Source organism: uncultured Roseibium sp. (genome assembly GCF_947499295.1).
Lineage (GTDB): Bacteria > Pseudomonadota > Alphaproteobacteria > Rhizobiales > Stappiaceae > Roseibium.
Map to the genome: position 1 here is coordinate 75,500 of NZ_CANMNP010000016.1, position 17,443 is coordinate 92,942.

Annotated in this window: 14 protein-coding genes; 10 read left to right on the top strand and 4 right to left on the bottom strand. The window is 55.5% G+C overall.

All coding sequences use genetic code 11. From position 1 onward, the window contains the following. The first annotated feature begins 7 nt into the window (after nucleotides 1–7). The 10 genes from Q0835_RS22020 (at nucleotide 8) to Q0835_RS22065 (ending at nucleotide 14,586) form a co-directional block, all read left to right on the top strand. Nucleotides 8–1,135, top strand: coding sequence for an MltA domain-containing protein (locus Q0835_RS22020; RefSeq protein WP_298964481.1), 1,128 nt, complete (start codon nucleotides 8–10; stop codon nucleotides 1,133–1,135). Nucleotides 1,136–1,138: 3 nt separating this feature from the next. Continuing rightward, entirely contained in the window at nucleotides 1,139–1,708 is a 570-nt protein-coding gene (locus tag Q0835_RS22025) for a Smr/MutS family protein (RefSeq protein WP_298964321.1), read from the top strand. Nucleotides 1,709–1,711: 3 nt separating this feature from the next. Further along, nucleotides 1,712–2,083: a helix-turn-helix transcriptional regulator gene (locus Q0835_RS22030; RefSeq protein WP_152499120.1), complete on the top strand. Its 372-nt coding sequence runs from the start codon at nucleotides 1,712–1,714 to the stop codon at nucleotides 2,081–2,083. Nucleotides 2,084–2,266: 183 nt separating this feature from the next. Further along, nucleotides 2,267–5,101 carry a [protein-PII] uridylyltransferase gene (locus Q0835_RS22035; RefSeq protein WP_298964323.1) on the top strand — a complete coding sequence of 945 codons (2,835 nt, stop codon included), beginning with the start codon at nucleotides 2,267–2,269 and terminating at the stop codon, nucleotides 5,099–5,101. Nucleotides 5,102–5,134: 33 nt separating this feature from the next. Beyond that, nucleotides 5,135–6,697, top strand: a complete 1,563-nt coding sequence (gene murJ / locus Q0835_RS22040) for a murein biosynthesis integral membrane protein MurJ (protein WP_298964324.1) — start codon at nucleotides 5,135–5,137, stop codon at nucleotides 6,695–6,697. Between the two features lie 121 nt (nucleotides 6,698–6,818). After that, on the top strand, nucleotides 6,819–7,898 hold the full coding sequence (gene trpS, locus Q0835_RS22045) for a tryptophan--tRNA ligase (protein WP_298964326.1): 1,080 nt from the start codon (nucleotides 6,819–6,821) through the stop codon (nucleotides 7,896–7,898). A 40-nt stretch (nucleotides 7,899–7,938) separates the two neighbouring features. Further along, nucleotides 7,939–8,418: a hypothetical protein gene (locus tag Q0835_RS22050; protein WP_298964327.1), complete on the top strand. Its 480-nt coding sequence runs from the start codon at nucleotides 7,939–7,941 to the stop codon at nucleotides 8,416–8,418. 90 nt (nucleotides 8,419–8,508) lie between these two features. Continuing rightward, the gene (locus Q0835_RS22055; protein WP_298964329.1) at nucleotides 8,509–10,923 is read left to right on the top strand and encodes a PAS domain-containing hybrid sensor histidine kinase/response regulator; all 2,415 of its coding nucleotides are present in this window, start codon (nucleotides 8,509–8,511) and stop codon (nucleotides 10,921–10,923) included. Nucleotides 10,924–11,324: 401 nt separating this feature from the next. Continuing rightward, the gene (locus tag Q0835_RS22060; protein WP_298964483.1) at nucleotides 11,325–12,155 is read left to right on the top strand and encodes a GNAT family N-acetyltransferase; all 831 of its coding nucleotides are present in this window, start codon (nucleotides 11,325–11,327) and stop codon (nucleotides 12,153–12,155) included. Between the two features lie 175 nt (nucleotides 12,156–12,330). Further along, nucleotides 12,331–14,586: a transglycosylase domain-containing protein gene (locus tag Q0835_RS22065; protein WP_298964331.1), complete on the top strand. Its 2,256-nt coding sequence runs from the start codon at nucleotides 12,331–12,333 to the stop codon at nucleotides 14,584–14,586. Between the two features lie 57 nt (nucleotides 14,587–14,643). Here the strand turns inward: Q0835_RS22065 and Q0835_RS22070 are convergent, their stop codons facing one another. From Q0835_RS22070 to Q0835_RS22085, 4 genes are all read right to left on the bottom strand, one after another. Then, complete coding sequence (locus Q0835_RS22070; protein WP_298964333.1) at nucleotides 14,644–15,078, bottom strand: hypothetical protein; 435 nt, start codon at nucleotides 15,076–15,078, stop codon at nucleotides 14,644–14,646. A gap of 63 nt (nucleotides 15,079–15,141) precedes the next feature. Then, nucleotides 15,142–15,879 (bottom strand): SprT family zinc-dependent metalloprotease, encoded by a 738-nt coding sequence (locus Q0835_RS22075; protein WP_298816529.1) that lies wholly within the window; start codon nucleotides 15,877–15,879, stop codon nucleotides 15,142–15,144. Between the two features lie 209 nt (nucleotides 15,880–16,088). Next, on the bottom strand, nucleotides 16,089–16,517 hold the full coding sequence (locus Q0835_RS22080; RefSeq protein ID WP_298816531.1) for a DUF2852 domain-containing protein: 429 nt from the start codon (nucleotides 16,515–16,517) through the stop codon (nucleotides 16,089–16,091). A 161-nt stretch (nucleotides 16,518–16,678) separates the two neighbouring features. Then, entirely contained in the window at nucleotides 16,679–17,374 is a 696-nt protein-coding gene (locus Q0835_RS22085; protein WP_298964336.1) for a glycosyltransferase, read from the bottom strand. Nucleotides 17,375–17,443 lie beyond the last annotated feature (69 nt).

The following is a 17,443-nucleotide window of genomic DNA, read 5'->3' on the forward strand; positions in this document are numbered from 1 at the left end:
TTTGGCCGTGCCGCTTTTCTTTGTCGGAGCCGCCGCAGCAATGCCGCAGACCCCGCAATTTTCTGAACGCCTTGAGAGGCTCTCGTTTGACGCTTTGCCTGGCTGGGCGGCGGACAACCATCAGGCTGCGCTGTCAAGCCTTCAGCGTATTTGCTCCAAACCAGAATTGCTGAAGAACACAAGCGCGGACCTTGTCTGGAAGACTGACGAGTTCAAGGCGCACTGCCCTGAAATCGAAGCCGCGCTGAAAACGACGAAGGCCGCGCGCACCTTCCTTGAAACCCACTTCGCACCTTACCGGGTCGTTCGGAAGGGGTTCGTCACGGGCTATTTCGAACCTGAACTTCGAGCGTCTCGCCAGAAAACAGCAGGCTTTCAAACACCGCTTCATAGAAAACCTTCAGGCCTCGAAGCCGTTTCGGCCGAAAATCGACCGCACGATTGGCCCTCTAGTCTCAGCCATGGCCGTCTCCACAACGGCGTCTTGACCGAAATGCCGGATCGCGGTGCCATCATGGACGGAGCTCTGGACCGGGAAGCGCTCGAGCTGGTCTGGCTGGAGAGTCCGATCGACGCATTTTTCGTTCATGTTCAAGGATCTGCACGCCTGCGCCTGGACGATGGTTCTGTCATGCGTGTCGGCTATGCAGGAAAGACCGGGCATCCCTATACGGGGGTTGCTCGCTTGCTGGTCAAGCGCGGAGAAGGAACTCCGGAGGACTTCACCATGTCCGGATTGCGCACGTGGCTGGAGGTCAATCCGGATAGGCGGGATGCGCTCTTGAAGGAAAATCGTTCCTACATTTTTTTCCGGGAGGTTACGGGTGCGGCGCCGGAACAGGGTCCTGTCGGTTCTGCAGGTATCGCTTTGAGTGCGGGCAGGAGCCTGGCGGTCGACCCGTCACATATTCCATTTGGTGCGCTTGTGTTTGTTTCCGCAGATTTCAAAGACCCAGAAACGCCGGCGCGCTCTTTCGCCCGCCTCATGGTTGCCGACGACAGCGGCTCTGCAATCAAGGGACCCGTTCGAGGCGATATTTTTGCAGGATCGGGACAGGTTGCGGGTGATGTCGCCGGCGACATCAGGCACGAGGCAGAATTCGTCTTGCTTCTACCCAACACCCTAACGGACTGACACATGGGAAAGCGGGGCAAAAAGGGGGCGCTTTCCCCAGAAGATCGTGAACTTTGGGGCAAGGTTGCCAAAACCCTGACCCCGCTTCATCCGGAGCGCGCCCAGGTTCTGGAAGCCGAGCTTGCAGACGCCGTCAAAGACACCCCGGCCAAATCCGTCAAGGCACCCAAAACAGCCACGGCGATCAAAGCGCCCCCGGAGGAGCAAAAAGCCAAGGCTCCCATGCCGCTTCACCAGCTTGAACACCGGTTCCGGCGCAAAATCGTTCGTGGCGTCAGGGCAATTGATGCCCGAATTGACCTGCATGGGCTGACCCAGAACCAGGCACATGACAGACTGTTAGGCTTCCTCTATCAGGCACAGGCCAGGCGCCACAAAGTTGTTCTGGTGATTACGGGAAAAGGTGGCGGAGACTCGCGCGCCTATATGGACGAGCGCGGGATTTTGCGCAGAATGGTTCCACAGTGGCTGTCCATGCCTGACATGCGCCCCGTCGTCCTTGGTTATGAAGAGGCGCATGCGAGCCATGGCGGAGCAGGGGCGCTTTATGTCCGGATTCGGAAGAAAAGGTAGATCGTGACACCGCTTGGGGCAAAAATCCGGGAACTGAGGACAAAGCAGGGTGTGTCGCTGAAAGAAATGGCCGCTGCACTCTCTGTTTCCAGTGCCTATCTTTCCGCACTTGAACACGGCAAGCGTGGCAAGCCCACCTGGTTTCTAGTGCAACGGATCATTACCTATTTCAATGTGATTTGGGATGAAGCGGAAGAAATCCAACGCCTTGCAGAGCTGTCCGACCCGCGCGTAACCATCGACACGGCAGGCATGGACCCCAAGGCAACCGAACTTGCCAACCAACTCGCCTTGAAGATTGGCGGATTGTCGGAAGAGTCCCTGAACGGACTGCTGCATCAGTTGCGCGTCGCCGCCGTGAAGGACGACATCTAGCTTCGCAGACCCTGCCAGAACGTGTCACGCCGCAACGCGACTTTCCTGGCCATGGCCGTGGGTGCTGCGGCGGGTTTCCGACTGTCCGTCAGATCAGGATTTACGTGTCCTTAGACGGAGTTCCCTATATAACCGGCAACCGACAATGACACCCGCATTTTTTGAACGGACCTGCATACCAGCATGAAACTCTCTCAAGAAGACCTTGCCGGACTGATTGACTCGGACGCGTTGCGTACCCGTTTGAGCGCGCTGACAGAAAAGCATGACGGCGACGGATCGGACATGAAGATCCGGGCCGAAGTTCTCAAAGAGCTGAAATCACAGGTCAAATCCGCTCGGTCTGAAGCACAGAAGCGCCTGAATGAAGACGGTGGCGGAATATTGTGTGCAGGGCGACTGTCGTTCATCCAGGACGAACTTATCCGCGTGATCTACGACTTCGCGCGTCATCATGTCTATCGGATCAAAAACCCGTCTGCTGCCGAACGCATGTCGATTGCCGCTGTCGGCGGATATGGCCGCGGCACGCTCGCACCGGGCTCAGATATCGATCTGCTGTTTATTCTGCCTTACAAGCAGACGCCCTGGGGCGAGCAAGTGGTGGAATACATCCTCTATATGCTCTGGGACCTTGGCTTCAAGGTCGGACATGCAACCCGCAATATCGACGAATGCATTCGTCTCGCCAAGACCGACATGACCATTCGGACCGCTATTCTGGAAGCCCGGTTCATCTGGGGCGACAGGCCACTCTACGACGAAATGGAACAAAGGTTCGATGCTGAAGTCGTCGATGGCAGCAGCTCGGAATTCATTGCTGCGAAACTCTTAGAGCGGGACGAGCGACATCAGCGACAGGGCACCTCACGATATCTGGTTGAACCAAACATCAAGGAAGGCAAGGGAGGGCTGCGAGACCTCAATACCTTGTTCTGGATCGCCAAGTATCACTACCGTGTCGAGCGACAGGCCGAGCTGGTCAAGAAAGGCGTCCTGACCCGGTCGGAATATGCCCGTTTCAAAAAATCGGAAGATTTCCTTTGGGCTGTGCGCTGTCACCTCCATTTCCTGACCGGCAGGCCGGAGGAGAGGCTTTCCTTTGATGTACAAAGAGAAATTGCCATTCGGTTGAGCTACACACAGCATCCCGGCATGAAAGATGTCGAGCGGTTCATGAAGCACTATTTCCTTGTTGCGAAGGACGTGGGTGATCTGACCAGGATCATCTGTGCGGCGCTGGAAGAAGAGCATGTGAAGGAACCGCGCGGCAAAGGACTGACCGGTATGATGCGCCGCCTGCGCAGCGGTCGAAAGTCAAATACGGTAACGCCCATCAAGGGCGCTCCGGGCTTCGTGGTGGAGAACAACCGCATCAATGTGACGGCCGACACGATCTTTGAAAGCGACCCGACCAACTTTCTGCGTGTGTTCCAGGTCGCGGACAAGCACGACTACAACTTTCACCCTCGCCTAACGCGTCTGATCCGGCAGTCCCTTAAACTCGTCGACAAGGATCTGCGAACCAACCCCGAGGCGAACAGGCTTTTCCTGTCGGTTCTGACCTCCCGGTATCAGCCGGAAAAAACCTTGCGGAAGATGAACGAAACCGGCGTGCTCGGCCGGTTTGTTCCGGAGTTCGGCAAGGTCGTCGCGATGATGCAGTTCAATATGTATCACCACTACACCGTGGATGAGCATCTGATCCGGTCCATCGGCGTTCTGGCGGAAATCGAGCGCGGCAATTCGGGTGACGACCACCCGCTTGCAACTGATCTGATTTTAACCCTGCAGAATCGCAAGGTGCTTTTCGTTGCCATGTTCCTACACGACATTGCCAAGGGACGGCCGGAAGATCATTCCATCGCGGGCGCCAAGGTTGCACGAAAAATCTGCCCGCGCTTCGGTTTGAATGATGCGGAAACGGAGACCGTCGCCTGGCTGATCAAGCACCATCTCGACATGAGCACAATTGCGCAGTCTCGCGACCTTTCAGACCAGAAGACAATTCAGGACTTTGCACAGACGGTTCAATCACTTGAGCGATTGAAACTGCTGCTGATCCTCACCGTTGCCGATATACGCGCCGTCGGCCCCGGGGTTTTCAATGGCTGGAAGGGTCAGCTGTTGCGCACACTCTACTATGCGAGTGAACCACATCTTTCAGGTGGTCACACCAAGATGTCGCACAATGCGGCCATTGCCGAAGCCAAGGAAGGCCTCAGTAAAAAACTGGGACACTGGCCGGCAAAGGACAGGAAAGCGTATCTCGACCGGCACTATCCGGCTTATTGGCTGCGTACCGAGCCGGATCGGCTGGTCACACACGCAGAGCTGCTTCATCAGGCTGACAAGGAAGGCAAACAGCTGGCCTTCCAGGTGATCCCGCGCGCCTTTGAAGGCGTGACGGAACTGAACATCATGGCGCCCGACCATCCGCGATTCCTGTCGACCATCGCAGGAGCATGTTTTTCGACCGGCGCCAACATTGTTGATGCGCAGATCGACACCACGACCGACGGATTTGCTCTTGATACGATTTTCATCGGCCGGGAATTGCCGGACGATGAGGATGAGCGCCGCCGAGGCGAACGGATTACCGCGCTTATTCTGAAGACCCTGCGCGGAGATGAGCGTTTGCCGGAGCCCGTGTCCAAAAAGGGCTCCATGAAAGGGCGCGTCAAAGCCTTCAAGGTTGCAACGGAAGTGCTGGTGAACAATGCCCTGTCAGATGACTATACCGTGCTGGAAATATCCGGTCTTGACCGGCCCGGCCTGCTCTATGACCTGACACGGAGCATTGCCACACTCAATCTCAACATCGGTTCTGCTCACATTTCGACGTTCGGCGAGAAGGCCGTCGACGTTTTTTATGTGACCGATCTGACCGGTCAGAAGATTGCCAATATTGGCCGTCAGGACATTATTGGCGAGCGGCTTGCCAATGCAGTTGAAGGTGAGGTCGAATTGGACCCCGCCGCGCCGGTTGCGCGCAAAGTCCAGCGACAGGCCTCCTGACTTGTGCTGCCTTAACACAGGAACCAACCCGGCATGAGCCTTGTCCGCAATTTCGCTACAGTCGGCGGCGCGACGCTTCTCAGCCGCCTGCTTGGATTTGTGCGCGATGTGCTGCTTGCCGCAGCTGTGGGGGCCGGACCTGTCGCAGACGCCTTCGTGGTGGCATTCCGGCTGCCGAATTTGTTCCGGCGATTGTTCGCCGAAGGTGCGTTCAATTCCGCTTTTATTCCACTGTTCGGCAGAAAAGTGGAAGAAGAAGGTGACCAGGGAGCAAGGCAGTTTGCCGGTGAAATCGGTGCAGCGCTACTGCTTTGCCTGCTTGTCCTGACGGCACTGGCGCAAATCTTCATGCCCTTTGTTGTCTGGGCCTTGGCACCCGGTTTCGTGGCAGATCCTGAGAAATACGACCTGACCGTTCTTATGGCCAGAATCGCCTTTCCCTATCTCATTTTCATGTCCCTGCTTGCGTTCATTGGCGGCATTTTGAACACTTATCACCGCTTTGCCGCCGCGGCTTTCGCACCTGTGATGCTCAACGTTGTCATGAGCCTCGTGTTGGGCATCGTTCTCCTAACCGGTGTCGACGACAACATGACGCTCGGAACCATTCTCGCGATCGGCGTGACCGTTGGCGGCATTGTACAGCTTCTGGTCGTGATCATTGATCTGAAACGGCTCGGCTTCCGCATTCCGGTTTTTCGCCCACGCTATACCAAATCGGCCAAACGCCTGCTGGCACTCGGAATTCCGGGCGTCATTGCCGGTGGTGTCACGCAGATCAACATTGCCGTCGGGCAGATCATCGCGTCCATGCAGGAAGGCGCCAATGCGCTACTTTATTTCGCGGATCGCCTCTACCAACTGCCGCTTGGCGTGATCGGAATTGCAATCGGCGTCGTGCTCCTGCCAAGCCTGACACGACAATTGCGGGCCGGCGAAACCGCCGCTTACCAGCACAGTCTGAACCGCGCACTTGAATTCTCGCTGGTACTCACCTTGCCTGCTGCTGTTGCCCTGGCTGTCGTGCCACATGAAATCGTTTCCGTGTTGTTTCAACGGGTCCGGTTCGATGCGCAAGCGGTGGACGGAACTGCGGCAGCGCTTATGGCTTTTTCCTTTGGGCTACCTGCCTTTGTTCTCAACAAGGTTTTTTCACCCGGCTACTTTGCCCGCGAAGACACAAAAACACCGATGAAATTTGCTGTGGTCGGGATGGTCGTAAACGTGATTTTGTCGATCGTGCTCTTTCCCTGGCTCATGCATGTCGGCATCGCTCTGGCCACAACATTGGCAGGGTGGGTCAACACGGCCCTGTTGATCGCTGTTCTTTGGAAACGCGGTCACTTCAAGCCCGATTTTTCACTGCTACGGCGCCTGTTGCTTGTGCTGATGGCAAGCGCCGTGATGGGCGTGAGTGTTCATTTCACCGCCATTTTCCTGGCGCCGTATCTCAGCGACGGCTGGCTCCTTGTACGTGCCGCAAGTCTGGGTCTTCTCGTTCTTGTCGGGGTAGTGACATTCGCGCTTATCGCCCAGCTGAGCGGCGGTGCCGACCTTCTAGGCATGGCCAAAGCGTTGAGAAGGCGCAACACCTAGCCGCGAAACGCCACAACTTGATCATTCCAGCTTGCATCGAGGCATTTGCGGGCTTAAACCCGGCGCGCCCAAATGTTCACAGCGCCCTTCCAACCGGCCGCACTAATAAAAGGGATTGATCATGGCGGAGTTCCAGCCCCGTGTATTTTCAGGCGTTCAGCCAACCGGCAACCTCCATCTAGGAAATTATCTTGGCGCGGTTTCGCGTTGGGTCCCGCTACAGGACCAAATGCCGACGATCTTCTGTGTTGTCGACGCTCATGCGATCACTGCCGGTTTTCCAAACCCCCAGGAAATGACCGATGCGACTCGGGAAGTGACCGCAGCCTATATGGCGGCTGGTATTGATCCGAAAAAGTCGATCATCTTCAATCAATCCCAGGTCCGCGAACATATGGAGCTCGCGTGGATCTTCAATTGCGTGGCGCGGATGGGCTGGCTCAACCGCATGACCCAGTTCAAGGAAAAGGCCGGCAAAAACAAGGAAAACGCTTCCGTTGGCCTGTTCGCCTATCCAAATTTGATGGCTGCCGACATTCTGGCCTACCGGGCAACCCACGTACCGGTTGGCGATGACCAGAAACAGCACCTTGAATTGACACGCGACATTGCTGCCAAATTCAACAATGACTTTGGCGACAGGATCAAGGAACTGGGCGTCGGTGTACCGAACCCGACGCCTTCCCCTGAATTGCCGGAACAGCTTTATTTTCCTCTGACAGAGCCAATGATCGCCGGTCCGGCGACCCGGATCATGTCTTTGCGTGATGGCACCAAGAAGATGTCCAAATCCGACCCTTCGGATCTGTCACGGATCAACCTGACTGACGATGCGGATCTGATCGCCAAGAAGGTCAAGAAAGCCAAGACCGACCCTGATGCACTTCCCAGCGAGACAGACGGTCTCGATGGCCGGCCCGAAGCAGACAATCTTGTAGGTATCTATGCGGCACTCGGCGGGACCAGCAAGGAAGACGTGTTGCGAGAATTTGGCGGTCAGCAATTTTCGGCCTTCAAACCGGCTCTGTCCGATCTTGCCGTCGCAAAACTGTCGCCCATGACAGACGAAATGCGCCGGTTGATGGAAGACAAGACCCAGATCGATGCCGTTTTGAAAGACGGTGCGGAAAAGGCATCTGCCATTGCTGAGCCGGTCCTGAAGGACGTGAGAAAAATCATAGGTTTTCTCGAAGTGCACTAGATCCTGTTAGGGTTCAGCACACTCCAAGCAGGCTGAATTCATGCAGAAATCTATTCAAACAATCGATCTTCAGCGTTACCCGGAACGGACTGTGTCTGTTCTGGGTACGATGCCCTTTGCCGCCTTTAACCTGAAAACATACGTGCTTTGTGTTGACGACAACTCTTTAATCGATGAGGAACTTGACCGCGCACGCGGCGTTTTTGCTTCACGTCTGGCCGATATTTCCACTACAGAAGGTGAAAATTATCTTGGTTTTGCCCTGATACACAAAGGAACTGAAGGGCTGACACTATCATCCTTCTGGTGGGTTCAGGGATGCGTATTGTGTCATGATCACGTGCGAGTTCCATTTAACGGCGTCGACCCAATTTCGGGCATCCGTGCTCATGTGCTCGGATGCGTTTGGGAACTCGATTTGATTCATTTCGAACGGAACGCCTGGCAACAGTCAATGATGCAGCCACAACCAAACGCAAAAGACTATCTGAAAGCCTGGTTCAAGCCGGCTGATGCCTGATTTCGCATATGTTTGAACGATCAGTGAAACGGTTTCTCAAAGATTAAGCGGCACTCTCTCATCACTTGGGGTCTTGATGAGAGTTTGAACTTGGCCAACCGAAACAGTGACCGCGCCGCAGATACAGAAGTCGGCGGTAAAAACACTCAGAACGAAAGAGGTCGCGGCGAGACCGCGCAGCCTTCGCAGGGTTCCGCAACCGCTTCTTCGACAGAAAGACGTTCTCGGGCAACCGATGCAAACGAGCTCGGGCCCGATGTCGGCCCTGGCCGCCGTGCCACTGACCGGCCTGTGTCGCCGCCGGCCAAATCATTGCAACGCCTGGCCGTGGTCGCTTTGGTGGTGGGGCTCACCGCAGGTTTCCTTCTGGTGTCAGCAGATGGAATGAACCGCTTTTTAGGCGTTGGACTGGCATTTTTCGCTGGAGGTCTGGCTGTGTGGCGCCTGCTGGCTGACGACATGCACCGGTCGGTTGCCGCAATTCAGGTCAAGGACGACAAGATCCGCAGGCTCATGGCTCGCTGCGAGGAACTTGAAGACCGGGCATGGGAGTTAGGAGAATCCGACGAGCGGCATGCCAGTATATTGGCGACACTCGGCGATGTAGTGATCCGGCGCGATCAGGCCGGTTTGGTAACATATGTGAATTCAGCAGCCGACGATGTCTTCGGCTCAAACCATAGTTTGCAAACTGGCAACGCGTTGCAATTTCCACTTGTTGAAGCCACGGTGACCGATGAGAAATACCCCCACGAGAATGCCGCAAGAATGGGCGGTATGGGCTTTGAGGATCTTCACATTGAAACGTTGCAAGGCAAGCGCTGGTTTTCGCGAATAGACATCCCGGTGCGCGATTCGTCGACAGATCGTCAGCTTGTTCAGACCGTTTTACGAGACGTAACGGAACGCCGCTTGATCGAAGAGGACTTGTTGGCAGCCCGGCACTCAGCTGAAAACTCCAACGAGGCCAAATCCAGGTTTCTGGCAACGGTGAGTCATGAGATCCGAACGCCTTTGAACGGCGTTTTGGGCATGGCAGCCCTATTGCGCGACACGCGTCTTACAAAAGAGCAGCATGCCTATATCGAAGCGCTCGAAACGTCCGGTGAAACCCTGCTCCTGCTGATTGATGAAGTGCTTGACTTCTCCAAGGTTGAAGCCGGCAAACTGGACATTCATGCGGCCCCAACACCACTTGGCACTTTGGCTGAGAGCGTTGTTGAACTTCTTGCGCCCAAGGCACATGCCAAAAACCTCGAAATCGGGGCAATTGTGGCAGCAGATCTACCAGCCGAAGTAACAATCGATGCCACCCGTGTCCGGCAAATCCTGTTCAATCTGATAGGCAATGGCGTCAAATTCACGGATCAGGGCGGCGTCGCCGTGGACATTTCTGGGCGACCGAATCCGGCTGGCGGCAGTTTTCTGGATATCGAAGTTCGCGATACGGGTATCGGTTTTGACGAAGCAGAGGCTGAACGCCTCTTTCGCGAATTCGAACAGGTTGATCACGGCCCCGCCCGAAAATTCGGTGGCACAGGTCTCGGTCTTGCCATTGCGCAAAAACTAGCGGGTCTGATGGGTGGATCCATTTCTGCCGGACCGAATGCCGACGGCGGCGCTGCCTTTTGCGTCAAATTGCCAATTCCCGAAAGTTTGGAGTGCGGGTCCGATCCCCGGTTTACCGCCTTGGACGGGCGCAATATCGTGTTCGTCAGCAACAGTGTTGTCGAAGGCCCGTTGCTCGCCAAACGCCTCGATCAGCACGGCGCTGATGTTGCAGTTCTCGCACCCGGCGACTATGCGCTTGAAGACAGGCTCGCATCTGCAGATCTGCTGGTAGTCGACAATGCAGCCCTTTCAGACAGCGGCGGCTGGCTTGCTACGGCGCGGCTGGCGGGATGCGAGGCGCCTGCCATAGTGATGATCGCTCCACCCGAACGGGATCGCCTCGAGCACCTGCGCGCAGCAGGATATGCCGCTTATCTGATCCGGCCTGCCCGTATTGAGACAGTCGCCCAGATTTTTTCTGGTCTTCTGGAAGGCACCGGTATTGAGAGCGCCTGGGATGTCAGTGCAGAACCGGCCAATAACGGACTGCTGGCAAATCGCGCTGCTATACCGGCAAGACCATTGCGTCTTCTGGTGGCTGAAGACAACGATATCAATCGACTTTTAAGCGAAGCGCTGCTTCGCAAGCTCGGCCATGTCCCCATAATGGTCAACGACGGCGAAGAAGCCGTGGAAGCAGCAGCACACGGCTCCTTTGACGCCATCTTGATGGATCTGCATATGCCAGGCCTTGATGGGTTTCAGGCAATCGACAAAATTCGCGAGGACGAGAAGGCAGCAGGCAGAACACCAGTCCCTGTACTGATCGTTACGGCCGACGTGATGAAAGACGCCAGAGACAAAGCAAAGGACGTCGGCGCTGCCGGATACCTAACCAAACCACTGTCGGTGGATGCGATTTTTGATGCTCTTTCTGAGATCACCCGCAATTGACAGCAGAGCGAGGAAATACCCGCCGGCCGCCTCATCAAGAGAACATGAACCAGGGCTTGCCAAATTTCACAATTTCACCCTATTCGGCTAAGCTTGCCCTTGATCAAAACAAAGTAAATACACACGTGTCATCCAGCTGTCGGAAAACTATGGTCTACGGCAGCTTCGAAGCACATAACCTGACACCGGAATTGGCATTCCGGCAAAGGCAATACGATTGGTGAAACAGCCGCCAAACTGTAAAACCGGACGTAGTGCGCTTGAGAGGAAATCGCGAGGGTGGAATGTCCATAATGCGGCAAGGGCTTTTTTCTCCCAGAAAACTGGTGAGGAAGTTCACTCCAGGAATGCGCCCAGGCGCACCAATCAGCGTGGTTCCAGCGCGCGCAACCTCTCAGCGTATGCCAGCAAAAACCGGAGAAACGCTGGGTAGAATCGGTTCTTTGGAAGTGCGTATGGCGCGCAATTTCAAGGAAGTCAAAAAGGCCCAACACCTGCGCTATCAGGTGTTTTACGAGGAAATGTCGGCGATCGCCGATGCGAACACCTTGGCCACACGGCGCGATGCTGATCCATTTGATGCCTATTGCGATCATTTGCTGGTGGTCGACCACGCCTCGATGAAGCGAAACAAGCTTGGACGCCTGAAACCGGAAATCGTCGGAACATACAGGATCCTCCGGCAGGAAATTGCTGATCAGCATGCCGGGTTTTATACAGCTGCCGAGTATGACATCCAGGCCTTGATTGATGCCAACCCGGGCAAAAGGTTCATGGAACTTGGACGGTCTTGTGTCTTGCAGCCTTATAGAAACAAAAAAACCGTCGAGCTGCTTTGGCACGGCATCTGGGCCTATGTCCTTCGTTACAAGATTGACGTCATGCTTGGTTGTGCGTCGATCGAAGGTACAGATCCGGACGCGCTTGCCGGCCAATTGTCCTTCTTGCACCACAACGCACGTGCGCCTGAGAAATGGCGCGTTCGGGCCGTTGAGCACCGTTACATTGAAATGAACAGGCTGCCGTCGGACCAGGTCAATTCCAAACAGGCTCTTCGCACGCTGCCACCACTGGTCAAAGGCTACCTGCGTCTTGGAGCTTTCATAGGCGATGGCGCCGTCATCGACCCCCAGTTCGGCACCACCGACGTTTTGATCATCATGCCCGTTTCCGAATTGAACACACGCTACGTGAACTACTACGGTGCAGATGCCAGCCGATATTCCAGCTGAATTTGACAAACCTTGTGACCGCGCGTGACCGGCTGAGATGCTCAGCCGGTTTTTTGGAACCGCCAAGCAAGTCTTAACGCCCCCTTAAATTGCCCATTCTAGGATCATCTCCGGGAGCCGGCGCGTCTGACGGGTAGAGACCCGTCTGGACCGGTAAGTACGGGACGGATGATCTATGGCGACACGGGCGAAACGCCAGCCGCGGATTGAACCGACATTTGGAGAAACGGGCAGCAGTCTGCTCGACCTGCGTCTTGGGCCGCAGGACCGTTCTTCTGCGCCTTCAGGAAAGAAAACAAGCAAAACCAAAGGCCGAAAGTCCTCAAAGACTAACAGCAGCAAAAAGCCCGCCGCAAAGAAATCCTCCCCATCACGGCGCGGACAGCCAAAAAAAAGCACAACATCTCGGCGAAGCGGACGGTCGGGTTCCAAGAGGCGAAGCCAAAAACGCAAAAATCGTTTTCAGGCACGCACTGCGTTTGGACGCCTGCTCAAACGCGGCCTTTATTGGAGTATGGTTCTAGGGATCTGGGGCTCAATCGCCGTTGTTTGCATTATCGGTTACTATGCGGCCTTTCTGCCGCCAACCTCCGAGTGGCAGGTTCCGGCCCGCCCACCCAATGTCAAGATCGTTGCGTCAAACGGCGGCCTGATCGCCAATCGTGGCGACACGGGCGGCGAAGCCGTGCGCCTCGAACAGTTGCCGCCTTACCTTCCAAATGCCGTCATAGCCATTGAAGACCGGCGCTACCGATCTCACATTGGCGTCGACCCCATCGGACTTGCGCGCGCGCTTTATACCAACGTCACTGCAGGTCGATTGACACAGGGCGGGTCAACACTCACCCAGCAGCTTGCCAAAAACCTTTTTCTGGAACCCGATCGAACCATCAAACGAAAAATCCAGGAACTGGTGCTGGCCTTCTGGCTGGAGGCTGAATACTCCAAGGATGAGATCCTGGAGATGTATCTCAACCGGGTTTATCTCGGCTCGGGAGCCTACGGCGTGGATGCCGCTGCACGACGCTACTTCGGCAAGTCCGCTCGGTTGCTCACCATTCCCGAGGCGGCCACCATTGCCGGGCTTCTCAAAGCACCATCCCGCTATTCGCCTGCACGAAATCCAGATCTTGCCGAAGACCGTGCCCAGCTTGTTCTCGCCGCCATGCATGAAGAAGGATACATTACCGCAGGTGAGGCAAAGAATGCTCTAGCGGCGCCGGCACAGGTCGTCAGGCGCTATACCACCGCCAGCGAGAACTACGCAGCTGATTGGGTGATGGACGTTCTGCCGCATTTCGTCGGCTCCATTGAGAAAGACATCATCGTTGACACGACCATTGACCCGGCCATGCAGAGTGCTGCCGAAACAGCGCTTCGCTCAGCACTTGAAGAAAACCGGCAGACACTCGGCGTCAGTCAGGGCGCTATAGTCACCCTTGATACGGCAGGTGCGGTGAAGGCCATGGTAGGGGGTGCAGACTATTCAAAGAGCCAGTTCAACCGTGCCGTTTATGCCAAGCGCCAACCGGGTTCGGCCTTCAAGCCGTTTGTCTACCTGGCCGCGCTCGAAAACGGGTTGACTCCACAATCTGTGCGCCAGGACAAGCCGATCACAATTGGTGGCTGGTCCCCGAAAAACTACACCAAACAACACTATGGCGCAGTAACACTGACACGTTCGCTCAGCCTCTCGCTCAACACCGTTGCCGCACAATTGGCATATGAAGTCGGCGTCGGAACTGTCGCAAGCACTGCGCAGCGGCTCGGTATCACTTCAGACATGAAGAAAAACCTGTCCCTGTCCCTTGGAACTTCTGAAGTGACCCCGCTGGAAATTGCATCTGCCTACGTGCCGTTTTCCAACGGCGGATATGGCGTCCTGCCGCATATAATTCGCCGCATCCGGACGGTGGACGGCAAAACCCTTTATTCGCGTTCCGGTGATGGCCGCGGGCGCGTCGTGGCGCGCGGTGCCGTTGGCAACATGAACCTCATGATGGCGGAAACTCTGATGACGGGAACCGGCCGTAAGGCCAGACTGGACAGCGGGCGGCCGGCAGGAGGGAAAACCGGCACCAGCCAGGATTTCCGCGACGCCTGGTTCATCGGTTACACCGGCAACCTCACCACAGCCGTTTGGTTCGGAAACGACAACAATTCACCAACCAAGAAAGCGACCGGCGGCAGTTTGCCTGCAATTGTCTGGAAAGAGGTCATGGACAAGTCGCATGATGGCCTGCCTGTTGCAGACCTGCCAGGTGTTCCAAACCTGCCGGCAAGCGTGTCGGCACCTCGAAAGCCTGTATCTGATGCGACCGTTGGATCAGGCAGCGAACCCATACCGCCAGCACCGATAGGCGGTGACCCAGAGCCAGGTGAACGCCGCGGGCCTTTGAACCTTTTGCGCAACCTTTTTGGCGGCGGCTAACGGCGTCTTTGAAAACTCAGTTCAGCTGGGTTCGTTTAAAACCGCAATGCGCTTTCATCAGCACTGGTGGCTGTAGGTAAAGACCAGCGTGTCAGTGGTGTACTGTCCCGTCGGACGGCACCGATTAAAGACTTCGCGTGTTCCCGTCACTGTCACCTGCAACTGGTCCCCACGGACTGGACCCTCGACGAAATACTCCAGAGGCGAACCAGGGCAGAACTTTGAGAATACGCGCGCTGTCCCAGAGTACCAATTGCCATTCTTCACGCCGCTGAATAGCAGAGTTCCACGCTGGACACCTGCATTGCGCAGAACATTTCTTGGAACTTCATAAGACAACCATCGTTGATTGCCCTGCGCTTGCAATCGCATGAGGGATCCGTTGTGATTCCAGCAGCTGTCGGCAAACGCTTCGCCTGAAATAGCTGTGACAAGTCCAACCAGCACAGCCAGGCTCAAAACTTTGGCCCACAAAAACTTCAGATAAAACATGCATCGCCTCCCAATTAAGCCCGGGAAAGCGAAACATATTCTCTGGATTTTGCAATTGGCAAATTAACCGAACCCGTGAAGGTGAAGCCCGTTTTCTTTCAACCATACTCTGGCGCGCGGCGTTTGAGGGGCCAAGCGCTCACACAAACGCCAAAATCGGGTCGAGTGATTCATTTCGCGCAAGTGTGCCACTTCGTGCGCTGCGACATAGTCCAGGATGTCGGGGGGTGCCAATATCAGACGCCATGAAAAGGAAAGTCGCCCATTGGACGCGCAAGAACCCCAACGGCTCTTGGTATCGCGAATACTGATTGCCGCGATCTTCTCATCAATTGCCGCCGCGTGAATCCTTGCCCGATCTGTCAAGTCGGCACGCGCCTGCGCCTTCAGCCAGGTCGTGACCTTTCGTGGAATGTGGTCCTCCGCGCCCGGCACAAAGAGAGCAGGGAACGCATCTTCCGTTGCACCGACCGACACCAAACCTCGCAATTTGCCGGTCGACACAATGACATGGTCCTCTCCGCGCAATGGCAGAATATCGCCAGTTTGAAAAGCAACATGATCCGGCCGGTCCTGAAGCCGTGCGACCAGCCAATCGATGTGCTGTCTTGCGAAATGCTCCGCACGAGCGAGATTGCCGCCTCCCGGAACCGTGAGAACAGGTCCTGAACTGTCAGCCGGAAGCCGAAGCAGATATCGTTGAGCCCTCGGATTGGCACGCAAACGAATGCGCACTTCGCTCGTTTCTGTCTGAATATCGATGTGTTCCGGCAGGCGCTTTTTACCGAGGCGTGAAAACATGCTGTACGTGTATCCGGCGAATCATAGGCTTCGATCTTAAGACGTTTTTGCAAGCAATTCTCGCAAGAAACGCAGCCGTTTTAGCGCGGCGATGGTATCTGATTGATAAACAGGACTGACCGAACCAGGCACAGAAACGACGAAAGCGGCGCTTCAAAAAAGCGCCGCTTTCGGTCAGGCCGCCCGGAGGTGGGTCTGGGAGGAAAGACTTACAACGGTGCGGGTTCCGCGCCGCCGGTGTTCCGTCCCCGGTTGGCCATGAAGCGGTCGAATTCTTCCTGATCACGTGCCCGACGCAACTCACGAAGGAAATTGTCGAATTCAGCACGCATCTCATCGAGTTTGGCGCGTTCTTCTTCCAGCCGTTTCAGCTCAGCTTCGCGGTAGTCATCGAACGCAACATTTCCGGTGCGCGCGGCGCCAGTCGAGTTTGACATTTGATCAAATGCTCCCTTTAGCGGACTCCCCCGCCATTGATCTTTCGCATCGCGGAACATTCCCTCGAAGCGATCGCCCCAGAGAATATAGGCGAGCATAGCCAGGCCAAGTGGCCAGAAAACCACGAACCCCAGAACCATCAGGCCGATGGTTGCAGGCGTCCAGGCAGGTTTGATCATGCAACTTTTGGTCGTCGTCATCATCCTATCCATTTAAGACATCCACGATCAACAGGTGGGGATTGTCGTCGCACGCTTCAAGGATTTGTGATGTTCAACACAGGTCAAAAGACAACAGAAAACCCGGTCACCGTTGCAGAGGATCGGGCTTAAGATACTCAAATGATTGGGGTTAATTTGATCTAGTCTTCAAAAGGACCATCGATCACATGTTGGGCGGAATAGTTTGCCAACAGCTTTTCCCGATGCCATTCACCCGCCATTGGCGCGTTGGCATATTCATGAAAACACGGTGTTCCAAGAGTGAAGTGGAGCAGTTTCGCATCCGGGTTCGGACCCAGTTCGTCGGGCAGCCAGTTCCATTCGATCGGCAACTCGCCAATCAGGTCATCTTCAAGCCAGGTGAAGCGATGAAGCTGTGCACCGGTTGCATTCATGACGAAGTCCGGCGTCACGGCCCGGTTGGCCGGGTGCCCACAATTCCAAAGAACGACAGAAGACCAGTTCTTGCGAGGGTAATTCTCGTTTTTCGATCCAAGGTATTTTGTTGTTTGCTTGGTCTTGTAGTCATGATGCACACACATGACGGCCTTGCTCTCGTCGCGTAGCGCGAACAATTTGGCGATGTCATCCCGGACAATCATATCCCCATCCATGAACAACGCCCAGCCGTTGTAGTTCATCAGGTTTGGAATGAGAAACCGGGTGTAGATGAAATGGTTCGAGCCGTCCGTGTGCGTTTCGTTGTAGGTTTTCAGGTTGTGCAGCGACAGAGGCGTGATTGCCAGAACATCGCTGGACTGCCGTGTGAGACTGTTGGCACAAACATGATAAGCGACCGCCTCACGCGGATCGTAACCAATGAAAATATTCAGCACTTGGGGAACCTCCGGCCTCGCTTCATGACCGGTCTTGTATTGGTCAAAATGGGTGGAATCAACCACAGC

Excerpts from the sequence above, each read along its gene's own strand:
- Q0835_RS22035 (WP_298964323.1), top strand. The coding sequence starts at position 2,267 with ATGAAACTCTCTCAAGAAGACCTTGCCGGACTGATTGACTCGGACGCG.
- Q0835_RS22065 (WP_298964331.1), top strand. The coding sequence starts at position 12,331 with ATGGCGACACGGGCGAAACGCCAGCCGCGGATTGAACCGACATTTGGA.
- Q0835_RS22075 (WP_298816529.1), bottom strand. The coding sequence starts at position 15,879 with ATGTTTTCACGCCTCGGTAAAAAGCGCCTGCCGGAACACATCGATATT.
- trpS (WP_298964326.1), top strand. The coding sequence starts at position 6,819 with ATGGCGGAGTTCCAGCCCCGTGTATTTTCAGGCGTTCAGCCAACCGGC.
- Q0835_RS22080 (WP_298816531.1), bottom strand. The coding sequence starts at position 16,517 with ATGACGACGACCAAAAGTTGCATGATCAAACCTGCCTGGACGCCTGCA.
- Q0835_RS22025 (WP_298964321.1), top strand. The coding sequence starts at position 1,139 with ATGGGAAAGCGGGGCAAAAAGGGGGCGCTTTCCCCAGAAGATCGTGAA.
- Q0835_RS22070 (WP_298964333.1), bottom strand. The coding sequence starts at position 15,078 with ATGTTTTATCTGAAGTTTTTGTGGGCCAAAGTTTTGAGCCTGGCTGTG.
- Q0835_RS22060 (WP_298964483.1), top strand. The coding sequence starts at position 11,325 with ATGCCAGCAAAAACCGGAGAAACGCTGGGTAGAATCGGTTCTTTGGAA.
- murJ (WP_298964324.1), top strand. The coding sequence starts at position 5,135 with ATGAGCCTTGTCCGCAATTTCGCTACAGTCGGCGGCGCGACGCTTCTC.
- Q0835_RS22050 (WP_298964327.1), top strand. The coding sequence starts at position 7,939 with ATGCAGAAATCTATTCAAACAATCGATCTTCAGCGTTACCCGGAACGG.